Annotated in this window: 10 protein-coding genes; 2 read left to right on the top strand and 8 right to left on the bottom strand. The window is 72.0% G+C overall.

Features of this window, described 5'->3' with window-relative positions; all coding sequences use genetic code 11:
• Nucleotides 1-142 precede the first annotated feature (142 nt).
• The 3 genes from ACIF8S_RS25080 to ACIF8S_RS25070 all read right to left on the bottom strand — a co-directional run bounded on the left by ACIF8S_RS25080 (nucleotide 143) and on the right by ACIF8S_RS25070 (nucleotide 3292).
• Complete coding sequence (locus tag ACIF8S_RS25080; protein WP_400001877.1) at nucleotides 143-1909, bottom strand: NAD+ synthase; 1767 nt, start codon at nucleotides 1907-1909, stop codon at nucleotides 143-145.
• 82 nt (nucleotides 1910-1991) lie between these two features.
• The gene (locus tag ACIF8S_RS25075; RefSeq protein ID WP_400001875.1) at nucleotides 1992-2627 is read right to left on the bottom strand and encodes a DUF305 domain-containing protein; all 636 of its coding nucleotides are present in this window, start codon (nucleotides 2625-2627) and stop codon (nucleotides 1992-1994) included.
• The gene (locus ACIF8S_RS25070; RefSeq protein WP_400001874.1) at nucleotides 2624-3292 is read right to left on the bottom strand and encodes a DUF3105 domain-containing protein; all 669 of its coding nucleotides are present in this window, start codon (nucleotides 3290-3292) and stop codon (nucleotides 2624-2626) included. The genes ACIF8S_RS25075 and ACIF8S_RS25070 overlap by 4 nt, the downstream gene beginning before the upstream one ends.
• 390 nt (nucleotides 3293-3682) lie before the next feature.
• Here ACIF8S_RS25070 and glnA point away from each other — a divergent pair, with 390 nt between their 5' ends.
• Entirely contained in the window at nucleotides 3683-5044 is a 1362-nt protein-coding gene (glnA, locus tag ACIF8S_RS25065; RefSeq protein WP_400001872.1) for a type I glutamate--ammonia ligase, read from the top strand.
• Nucleotides 5045-5163: 119 nt separating this feature from the next.
• On the opposite strand, the gene ACIF8S_RS25060 is transcribed toward glnA, so the two are convergent.
• Nucleotides 5164-5721, bottom strand: coding sequence for a DinB family protein (locus ACIF8S_RS25060; protein ID WP_349793377.1), 558 nt, complete (start codon nucleotides 5719-5721; stop codon nucleotides 5164-5166).
• 319 nt (nucleotides 5722-6040) lie between these two features.
• Between ACIF8S_RS25060 and ACIF8S_RS25055 the strand changes: the two genes are divergently transcribed.
• Nucleotides 6041-7588: a polysaccharide lyase family 1 protein gene (locus ACIF8S_RS25055; RefSeq protein WP_400001869.1), complete on the top strand. Its 1548-nt coding sequence runs from the start codon at nucleotides 6041-6043 to the stop codon at nucleotides 7586-7588.
• A gap of 289 nt (nucleotides 7589-7877) precedes the next feature.
• Here ACIF8S_RS25055 and ACIF8S_RS25050 read toward each other — a convergent pair whose 3' ends face one another.
• From ACIF8S_RS25050 to ACIF8S_RS25035, 4 genes are all read right to left on the bottom strand, one after another.
• The gene (locus ACIF8S_RS25050) at nucleotides 7878-8624 is read right to left on the bottom strand and encodes a DUF3618 domain-containing protein (protein WP_400001867.1); all 747 of its coding nucleotides are present in this window, start codon (nucleotides 8622-8624) and stop codon (nucleotides 7878-7880) included.
• The gene (locus tag ACIF8S_RS25045; protein WP_400001866.1) at nucleotides 8600-9034 is read right to left on the bottom strand and encodes a phage holin family protein; all 435 of its coding nucleotides are present in this window, start codon (nucleotides 9032-9034) and stop codon (nucleotides 8600-8602) included. The genes ACIF8S_RS25050 and ACIF8S_RS25045 overlap by 25 nt, the downstream gene beginning before the upstream one ends.
• Before the next feature lies 1 nt (nucleotide 9035).
• Entirely contained in the window at nucleotides 9036-9692 is a 657-nt protein-coding gene (locus ACIF8S_RS25040; protein ID WP_349793385.1) for a hypothetical protein, read from the bottom strand.
• Nucleotides 9693-9942: 250 nt separating this feature from the next.
• Nucleotides 9943-10383 (bottom strand): VOC family protein, encoded by a 441-nt coding sequence (locus ACIF8S_RS25035; RefSeq protein ID WP_400001864.1) that lies wholly within the window; start codon nucleotides 10381-10383, stop codon nucleotides 9943-9945.
• Nucleotides 10384-10412: the final 29 nt, after the last annotated feature.

The following is a 10412-nucleotide window of genomic DNA, read 5'->3' as shown; positions in this document are numbered from 1 at the left end:
GGGGCGCGGGGGGGGCCCCCCCCGCGGGGGGGCCCCCCGCTCGGGGGGGGCCCCCCGGGCCGGGGGGGGGGGGCCCCCCCGGGCGGGCGGGGGGGGGGGGGGCCCCGGGGGCCCCCCCCCCCCCGCCGTCGTGCCGGTGTCCTCACACCCGCGGAGGCAGCCCCTCGCGCCAGCCGTTGGTGATGGGCAGGCGGCGGTCCTTGCCGAAGCCCTTGGGGGAGATCTTCGTGCCCGGCGGGTACTGCCGGCGCTTGTACTCCGCCCGGTCCACCATCCGCAGGGTCTTCTCGACCAGTTCACGGTCGTAGCCCGCCTCGACGATCTCGTCCGCGCCCTTGTCCCGGTCCACGTACATGGCCAGGATGGCGTCCAGCACCGGGTAGTCGGGCAGCGAGTCCGTGTCGACCTGGCCGGGCCGCAGTTCGGCGCTCGGCGGCTTGGAGATGGAGTTCTCCGGGATCGGCGGCGTCTGCCCCCGCTCCTCGGCCGCGCGGTTGCGCCACCGGGCCAGCCGGAAGACCAGGGTCTTGTAGACGTCCTTGATGGGCCCGTACGCGCCGACGGAGTCGCCGTAGAGGGTCGAGTAACCCACCGCCAGCTCGGACTTGTTGCCGGGGGCGAGGACGATGTGGCCCTCCTGGTTGGAGATGGCCATCAGCATCGTGCCGCGCAGCCGCGACTGGAGGTTCTCCTCGGCCAGGCCGGTCAGCTCCAGCGACCCCATGTACGCGTCGAACATCGGCTCGATCGCGACCGTGCGGTAGTTGAGCCCGGTGCGCCGCGCCAGCTCCGCCGCGTCGCCCTTGGAGTGCTCGGAGGAGTACTTCGACGGCATCGACACGCCGTACACGTTCTCCGGGCCCACCGCGTCGCAGGCGATCGCGGCGACCAGCGCCGAGTCGATGCCCCCGGACAGCCCGATCAGCACCGACCGGAAGCCGTTCTTCTCGACGTACGCCCGCAGGCCCACGACCAGCGCGGAGTAGACCTCCTCGTCGTCGTCGAGACGCTCGGCGTAGCCGCCGGTGTGCTCCGGCTCGTACGCGGGGACGGGCTCCTCGGACAGCACCACCCGCTCGATGCGCAGCCCGTCGTCCACCACGCCCTCCGGCGCGTCGGCCGCGGCGGCCGGCAGGTCGAGGTCGACCACCAGGCAGGTCTCGGAGAACTGCGGCGCACGGGCCACGACCTCACCGGCGCGGTCGACGACGATCGAGTCGCCGTCGAAGACGAGGTCGTCCTGCCCGCCCATCATCGCCAGGTACGCGGTGGTGCAGCCGGCCTCCTGGGCCCGCTTGCGCACCAGTTCCAGCCGCGTGTCGTCCTTGTCCCGCTCGTACGGCGAGGCGTTGACGGACAGCAGCAGCCCGGCGCCCGCCGAGCGCGCGGCAGGCACCCGGCCGCCGTCCTGCCACAGGTCCTCGCAGATGGCGAGGGCGACGTCGACCCCGCGCACCCGCACCACCGGCAGGGTGTCACCGGGCACGAAGTACCGGAACTCGTCGAAGACGCCGTAGTTCGGCAGGTGGTGCTTGGCGAAGCTCAGCGCCACCTCACCCCCGTACAGCACGGCCGCGGCGTTGCGCGGCGCGCCCGCGGGCTGCCCGTACCTGGGCTGGGCGGCGGCGCTGCGGTCGAGGTAGCCGACCACCACCGGCAGGTCGCCGAAGCCCTCCTCGGCGAGGCGCGCGGCGAGGGCGCGCAGGGACGCCCGGGAAGCCTCCACGAAGGACGACCGCAGGGCGAGGTCCTCGACGGGATACCCGGTCAGCGCCATCTCCGGGAACGCCACGAGATGCGCCCCCTGCCCGGCGGAGTGCCGGGTCCAGCGGACAATCGTTTCGGCGTTGCCGGCGAGGTCGCCGACGCTCGAGTCGATCTGATTCAGGGCGAGTCGTAGTTGAGGCACGCGGCCAGTGTAATCGTCAGAGCGACGCGATGTGCGGTGCGTGCGTCCGGGCCGCCGTACGACGCCTCGCCGGCCCCGGCCGTCACGGGCGTGCGGACGCCCCCCGGGCCTTCAGCATCCCCGCCATCAGGCGGATCTCCGACTCCTGCCCCTCGACCATCCCGCGGGCGAGCCGCCGTTCGGCCCCCACCTCGCAGGCGCGCACGCACCCCTGGGCCATGTGCACCCCGCCCCGGTGATGGGCCGTCATCAGCTGGAGGTAGAAGACCTCGGCCTGCCTGCCGTCCAGCCGGCCCAGCCGTGCCATCTCCGCGTCGGTCGCCATGCCCGGCATCAGCGCGCCGTCCTCGCCGGCCGCCGCGTCGCCCATCCCCATCCAGGTCATGGGCGGGTCGGCGGACACCTTGGGCAGCTCCCAGAGGTCGAGCCAGCCCAGCAGCATGCCGCGCTGGTTGGCCTGGGTCTGGGCGATGTCGTAGGCGAGCCGCCGGACCTCCTCGTCGTCGGTGCGGTCGCGCACCACGTACGACATCTCCACGGCCTGCTGGTGGTGCACGGCCATGTCCCGGGCGAACCCGGCGTCCGCGGAGTCCGCGCCCGGGACCGCGGCCGGGGAGGATCCCTCGTCCCCGGCCGCCGCGGCGACCGTCCACCCGACGGCCACGGCCACGGCGAGCACCGCCGCCACGGTCCCGGCCACCAGGGCGGACCGACTCACTTCGACAGCCCGTTGGTGCAGGCCGCACCCGGCTCGGGCGTCTGCTGCCCCTGCACGAACTTCTCCAGGAACGCGTCCACGGCCGGGTCGTCGGCGCCGGTCACCGTGCGCTGGTGGCCCCACGCGGTCAGCACCAGCGGGTCCTTCTGCCCGTCGACCGGGCTCATCAGCGTGTACGGCGTCTTCCTCACCTTCGCCGCCAGCGCCTCCACGTCCGGCTTCGGCGCGTCGCCGTTGTACGTCACCCACACCGCGCCGTGCTCCAGGGAGTGGACCGCGTTGGTGGCGTTGATCTCGTCCTCGTAGACGTCCCCGTCGCAGTTCATCCACACCGGGTTGTGGTCACCGCCCACGGGCGGCGTGACCGGGTAGTCCACGGCCTTGGTCACGTGGTTGCGGTCCAGCGTGCCCTTCCAGGCGCGCACGCCGTCCGCGTCCGTGACGAACGTGCCCGCGGTCTTCGCGTCGTCCGCCGCGCTGCTGCCGCCGTCGTCGTCCGACTGCGCCTGTACCAGCACCACCCCGCCGGCGACCAGGCCCGCGACGACCACCACGGAGGCGGCGACGACGAGGATCCGGTTGCGGCGGTCGCGGGCCTGCTCGGCGCGCCGCATCTCCTCTATGCGTGCCGTGCGTGACGCGCTGCTCTTCTTGGCGGAGCCCATGGAGGTGTCCTTCGGGTAGGAGAAGGTGCGGCCGGAGTGGCGATCGGGTCAGCTGATCGTAATGGCGGAGACGGGCGAGTCGTAGGGGGCGGCGACGGGGATTGGACACGTTGTGGCCCCGCTGAGGTTCCGATCACGTGGGGGTGGAGCCACAGGCGGGGGAGCCCGGCGTGCGGGGCCGTCCGCTGTCGTGGCGGACGGTCCGACCGGGCAGGATGGGCGGAGGAGCAGTGCGTCCGACGGCGCCCGCGGTCCCGTCCGGGGCCGGTCGTCCGGCCGGGCCCGGCAACGCGTATGAAACGCTGGTGTGGTGGGATGCTCGAGTGCCCTACCGTCTCCCGGGGGCCGGGAGGACGGACGGCCTGACCGGCAAGAATGGGGAAGCGGAAGATGGACAAGCAGCAGGAGTTCGTGCTCCGGACGTTGGAGGAGCGCGACATCCGGTTCGTACGCCTGTGGTTCACCGACGTCCTGGGCTTCCTCAAGTCCGTGGCCGTCGCCCCCGCCGAGCTGGAACAGGCCTTCGACGAGGGCATCGGCTTCGACGGCTCCGCGATCGAGGGCTTCGCCCGCGTGTACGAGTCCGACATGATCGCCAAGCCGGACCCGTCGACGTTCCAGATCCTGCCCTGGCGCGCCGAGGCACCCGGCACCGCCCGCATGTTCTGCGACATCCTCATGCCGGACGGCTCCCCGTCCTTCGCCGACCCGCGCTACGTCCTCAAGCGCGCGCTGGCCCGCGCCTCCGACCAGGGCTTCACCTTCTACACCCACCCGGAGATCGAGTTCTTCCTGCTGAAGGACAAGCCGGTGGACGGCAGCCGCCCGACCCCCGCGGACAACTCCGGCTACTTCGACCACACCCCGCAGAACGTCGGCATGGACTTCCGCCGCCAGGCGATCACCATGCTGGAGTCGATGGGCATCTCGGTGGAGTTCTCCCACCACGAGGGCGCCCCCGGCCAGCAGGAGATCGACCTGCGCTACGCGGACGCGCTGTCCACGGCGGACAACGTCATGACGTTCCGCCTGGTCATGAAGCAGGTGGCGCTGGAGCAGGGGGTGCAGGCGACCTTCATGCCCAAGCCGTTCTCCGAGCACCCGGGCTCGGGCATGCACACCCACCTCTCCCTCTTCGAGGGCGACCGCAACGCCTTCTACGAGTCCGGCGCCGAGTACCAGCTCTCCAAGGTCGGCCGCTCCTTCATCGCGGGCCTGCTGCGGCACTCCGCGGAGATCTCCGCGGTCACCAACCAGTGGGTCAACAGCTACAAGCGCATCTGGGGCGGTTCCGAGCGCACCGCCGGCGCCGGCGGCGAGGCCCCCTCGTACATCTGCTGGGGCCACAACAACCGCTCGGCCCTGGTCCGCGTGCCGATGTACAAGCCCGGCAAGACCGGCTCGGCCCGCGTGGAGGTCCGCTCCCTCGACGCCGGCGCCAACCCCTACCTGGCCTACGCCCTGCTCCTCGCGGCCGGCCTGAAGGGCATCGAGGAGGGCTACGAGCTCCCGCCGGGCGCCGAGGACGACGTCTGGGCCCTGTCCGACGCGGAGCGCCGCGCCCTGGGCATCGAGCCGCTGCCGCAGAACCTGGGCGAGGCGCTCAGCCTGATGGAACGCAGCGACCTGGCCGCCGAGACCCTCGGCGAGCACGTCTTCGACTTCTTCCTGCGCAACAAGAAGCAGGAGTGGGAGGCGTACCGCTCGGAGGTCACGGCCTTCGAGCTGAAGAACCTGCTGCCGGTGCTGTGAGCACGGGCTGAGGCCCGTCTCCCCGCGGAGAGCCGGACGGGGCCGGCGGTCGTCGACCGCCGGCCCCGTGGCGTCTCCCGGCCCGGTGGCGCCCCCTCACCCGGGACGGGCCCTGCCCGTCAGCCCATGGTCTTGGAGCCGTCCAGCGCCTCCCGGAGGACGTCCGCGTGGCCCGCGTGCTGGGCGGTCTCGGCGAGGATGTGCAGCAGCACCCGCCGCGCGCTCCACTCGGCCTCGCCCTCGAACCACGGCGCCTTCGGCAGCGGCCAGGAGGCGTTCAGGTCGGGCAGGCCGGCGACGACCTCCTCGGTGCGGCGGGCCACCTCCGCGTACGCGTCCAGGACGCCGGCGAGCGTCTCACCGGGCAGCATCCGGAAGCTGTCGGCCCGGCGCGCGAAGTCCTCCTCCGTCATCGCCGTGAAGTCCGGCATCGCGGACGGGCCCTCGAGGATGAAGTCCACCCAACTCCGCTCGCCCGCGGTGACGTGCTTGATCAGGCCGCCCAGGCACAGCTCGCTCTTCGTCGTCCGCATGCCCGCCTGCTCGTCGGTGAGGCCGCGGGTGGTGAACCGCAGGAAGTCGCGGTGCTTGGCGAGCGTCTCCAGCAGGTCGGCGTGCTCGCCGGTGACGGCGGGGGTCGCGGCGGACTCGTCGGTGGTCAGCTGGTTCACGGTCATGGTTTCCGCCTTCGTCGGTCAGTTAGGTGATCTCGTGCGCTGCGTGCCGTACGCGTCCGGCGCGACGAGAGACACGCTAGGAGCCATGTAGGTCGGATCCGGTCCTACTCGTGCCGTCCGCCTCGACGTCTCTCGGAGGCCTTCACTCCGTTCTCGCGCGGAACCTTGCCAGGGTGCGGCCGCTCCCTTACGGTCGCGCACACAGACAGAAAGCGCTTTCCCCGTCGATGGGTCAGGCCCACCCAGCCCACCCTTATCGACGCAACTGACATGCCCCTGACAGTTTTCATGACGGTGAACGACGAAAGGCGGAACGACCATGAGACGAGCAGTCGCCGTACGGCTCTCCGCGTTACTTGCCGCGGGAGCCCTCACGGCAGCGACCGGCGTGGCGCTGTCCAGCACCACCGCGTCCGCCGCCACCGGAGGCGTCACCGGCTACGCGACCCAGAACGGCGGGACCACCGGCGGAGCGGGTGGCCAGACGGTCCGCGCCACCACCGGCACCGCGATCCACCAGGCCCTTTGCGGCCGGGCCAGCAGCTCGACCCCGATCACCATCCAGGTCGAGGGCACCATCAACCACGGCAACACCAGCAAGGTGTCCGGCTCCAGCTGCAACACCGCCGCCGACAGGATCGAGCTGAAGCAGGTCAGCAACGTCACCATCGTGGGCGTCGGCAACGGCGCGGTCTTCGACCAGCTGGGCATCCACATCCGCGAGGCGAGCAACATCGTCATCCAGAACGTGACGGTCAGGAACGTCAAGAAGTCGGGCTCGCCCACGTCGAACGGCGGCGACGCCATCGGCATGGAAAGCGATGTCAGGAACGTCTGGGTGGACCACGTCACCCTGGAGGCGTCCGGCGGCGAGTCCGAGGGCTACGACGGCCTGTTCGACATGAAGGACAACACCCAGTACGTGACGCTGTCGTACAGCGTCCTGCGCAACTCCGGCCGCGGCGGCCTCATCGGCTCCAGCGAGAGCGACCGCTCCAACGGGTACGTGACGTTCCACCACAACCTGTACGAGAACATCGACTCCCGCGCGCCCCTGCTGCGCGGCGGCGTCGCGCACATCTACAACAACCACTACAAGCGGCTGAACGAGTCCGGCATCAACAGCCGGGCCGGTGCCCGCGCCAAGGTGGACAACAACTACTTCGAGGACTCCAAGGACGTCCTCGGCACCTTCTACACCGACGAGGCCGGCTACTGGCAGGTCGGCGGCAACGTCTTCGACAACGTCACGTGGTCCTCGCGCGGTGGCGACAACAACCCGGCGGGTCCCGACCCCACGTCGAACACGTCCGTGAGCATCCCGTACGGCTACACGCTCGACGGGGCGAACTGCGTGCCGAACGTGGTGGCGCAGACGGCGGGCGCGGGCAAGGGGCTGAAGGTCTCGGACGGCAGCTGCACCCCGCAGAACCCGGACCCGACCGACCCCGGCCCGACGGACCCGGGCGAGCCGACCGACCCCGGTCCCACCGACCCGCCCGCCGGCACCAACCTGAGCATCGGCGCGGGCGCCGACGGCTCCTCCAAGGCCTCCGGCACCAGCTACGGCAACGTGGTCGACGGCAACCCGAGCACCTACTGGTCGCCCTCCAGCACCACCGGCTCCGTGTCGGTGAAGTGGGGCTCCGCCACCACCGTCTCCAAGGTCGGCCTCCGCACCGCGTCGGGCTCGGGCACCATCGGCGCCTACCGCGTCCTCAACCACGACACGGGCGCCGTCCTCGCCTCCGGCAGTGGCGCGGGCGTGGTCAGCTTCTCGCCGGTCTCCCTGAAGAAGATCACCTTCGAGATCACCAGCGCTTCGGGCACCCCGCGCATCGCGGAGTTCGAGACGTACGCGAACTGAACGGCCCTCGGCCCCCGTCCGCGGTCTCCCGGGGCGCACGGCACCCGACGGATCCCCGTCGCACTGCGTGGAGTGGTGCGACGGGGTACCCGGGAGGCATGTTCCTCTTCTTCAGCAACAGGGCCGGCTGTCTCGGGTCGTTGGCCATCAGCCTGGCGCTCACGCTGGTCCTGATCCTGCTCTTCGCCCTCTGATCCCGCGCTCCGGACGTGCCGGACGAGCCGGACCGAACGTCTGTCCCCCGGCCGTGCGGCCGGGGGGCTGAACGTCGCACCTGTGCCGTGCCGGCTCAGCCGGCCGGGCCGGAGCGGCTCTGCGCTTCGTCCTTGAGGGTGCGTCCGGAGTCGCGCGCCTGCTCGGTCACCTCGCCGGCCTGGTCGCGTGCCTCGTCCTGCGTGGTGCGGGCCGCCTTCTGGGCGGTGTCCTTGACCTCCGTGGCCGCGCTCCGGGTGGCCTCCGCGGCGCCCTCCTTCAGGTGCTGGGCGGACTCCGTGGCTGCCTCCTTCACCGGTTCCAGCGCCTCGGCGCCGCGCTCCATCAGCTCGGACGCCTTCTGCTGCTCCTTCTCGGAGGCGGGCACCATCGAGGCGGCCAGCAGGCCGAGGCCGAAGGCGACCAGCCCGGCGGCCATCGGGTTGCCCTGCGTCTGACGCCGGGCCATCTCGGGCGTCTGCTGGACGGCCTGTCCGGCCTGTTCGGCGACCTCGCGCGCCGTACCGGCCGCACGCTCGGTGCCCTCCTGCACGGTGCCGGCCGCGGAGCCCGCCGCCGACTGCACGGTGCCGGCCGTCGAGCCGGCCGCCGACTGCACCGAACCGGCCGCCGACCGGGCGGTGCCGGCCATGCCGTGTGCCGTGTTCGAGGCCGTGCCCATGACGCGGTCACGCATGCCCGTCACCGTACGGCGCACCCTCGCCTTGCGGCGGTGGGCCATGCGACGCGGGCTGGCCCGGTCGGCGAGCCGGTCCACGTCCGCGGTCAACTGGTTCCGCGTGGCCGCTATCTCGGCCCTCATTTGGTCGGGTGACGTGCCCATTCCGCGTCCTCCTTCAGCGTCTGGACGGTGTACTCGGGCTTCGGCGAGACGGTTCGCATCCCCGCGCGGCCCTTCTGGTACAGCACGGCCCCGGCGATCGCCCACAGCGCGGCGACGATCAGCGCGGCCCAGCCCTCGTCCATCACCTGTGCCAGGCCGAACACGGCCGCCAGCGACAGGAACAGCAGGACCATGCAGCCGGCGAAACCGGCACCACCGAACATCCCGGCCGCCTTGCCGGCCTTGGTGCCCTCCTCCTTGAGCTCGGCCTTGGCCAGCTCCAGCTCCTGACGGAAGAGCACCTGAAGGTCGGAGGTGATCTGTGAGAGCAACTGGCCCGTGGACTCCTCCGGGACCACCGCCGGTTCGGCCGTGGTCCGGGCCCGGGACAGGGGTGACATCGTGGCCATCTCACACCTCCGGGAAGGTGCGGCCCGGAGTGCCGGCGGGCGGCGTGCCCAGGCTCGGCGGAGCGGACGGTGCGGGAGGCGGCGTCATCGCCGGTGTCGTCCCGGCCGGCGGTGTCAGCTCGCCCTGGCCCGGCGCCGCGTCGACCTCAGCCCGGCCGTTCCCGTCGGACTGCGACGCCGCCTGTGTCACCTTCGCCAGACGCCCCACGGCCAGTCCCGCGAGCAGCGCGCCGCCCAGGAAGGCGCCGGGGCGCCGTCGGGCGAAGCTCTGCAGGTCGGTGACGAGACCCTCGACGCCCTGCCGCTCCAGATAGTCGGCCGCACGCTGTCCCCCGTCCCCGGCCCTGGCCGCCAGGCTGCGGGCGGGGGAGTCGCTCTCGGCGTGCGCGGCCAGCTCGGTGAGATCGGTCGCCCACTGCCGCAGCGTGCCGGCGGCCCGCCGGGTCTGCCCGTCCGCCTCCTCGACGGCGCGGGTGCGCAGATCCTGGACGACCGAGCCGGCCTGGTCCCGTGCCTCGCCCACGACGGCACGTGCCTGTTCCGCCGCGGTCCCGGCGACCTGTCCGGCGGCCTGCTTGGCCTGTCCGGCCGTCGCGGAGGTCTCTGCCTTCACCTTCTCCCCGGTGCTGCCGGAGCCGGTTCGTACGGATCCACTCATCGGCGTGTTCCCCTCATGGAATGGGTGCGTGCGGCCCGTGCCCCCGTGGGCCCGGTGTGGGCCGGAGGTCGCGCTCCGGGCCATGCACGTGGCCGTCCGTTCCCTTCACGGGTGGCCCTTTGAGCCCGTTTGACACACTTTGAGGGGATCGGTGTCGGGCCGCTCCGTCACCAGGCGGCCCTCACCGGGAAACGGCGGCGGCGCCTACGGTGAAGCAGCGACGGCCACCACCGCGGAGCGGCGGCGGCGCCTACCCCTCCGCCTGGTCCGTCAGGAGCTTGTGCAAGGGCTCCGTGGCGCGGCGGCGGTACTCCTGGACCGCCCAGCCGTTGCCGTCCGGGTCGGTGAAGTGCATGAACGTGGCGCCGTCGGCGTCGGCGTAACGGACCGGCTCGGAGACGTCCAGGCCGCGCGCGACCAGCTCCGCGTGGGCCTTGTCGATGTCCGCGACGCAGAGCTGGAGGCCCTGGTATGTGCCCGGTGCCGGGGTGGGGCCGGGCGTCGTCTCCCACAGGGTGGCGCTCAGGGCGATCGAACAGCCGGAACCGGGCGGGGTCAGCTGGACGATCCGCATGCCCGGCATGACCTCCTGGTCGATGTCCACGTGGAAGCCGACCTTGTCCCGGTAGAAGTCCCGGGCCCGGTCCACGTCACTCACCGGCAGCGGAATCACTTCGAGGGTCATGTCCATGAGAGCCTCCGGCTCCTTCGTCGGGTACC

This window comes from Streptomyces sp. NPDC085937 (assembly GCF_044540535.1).
Classification (GTDB): domain Bacteria; phylum Actinomycetota; class Actinomycetes; order Streptomycetales; family Streptomycetaceae; genus Streptomyces.
The sequence above is the reverse complement of the archived record's forward strand: the minus strand, read 5'-3'. Positions and strand labels throughout refer to the sequence as shown.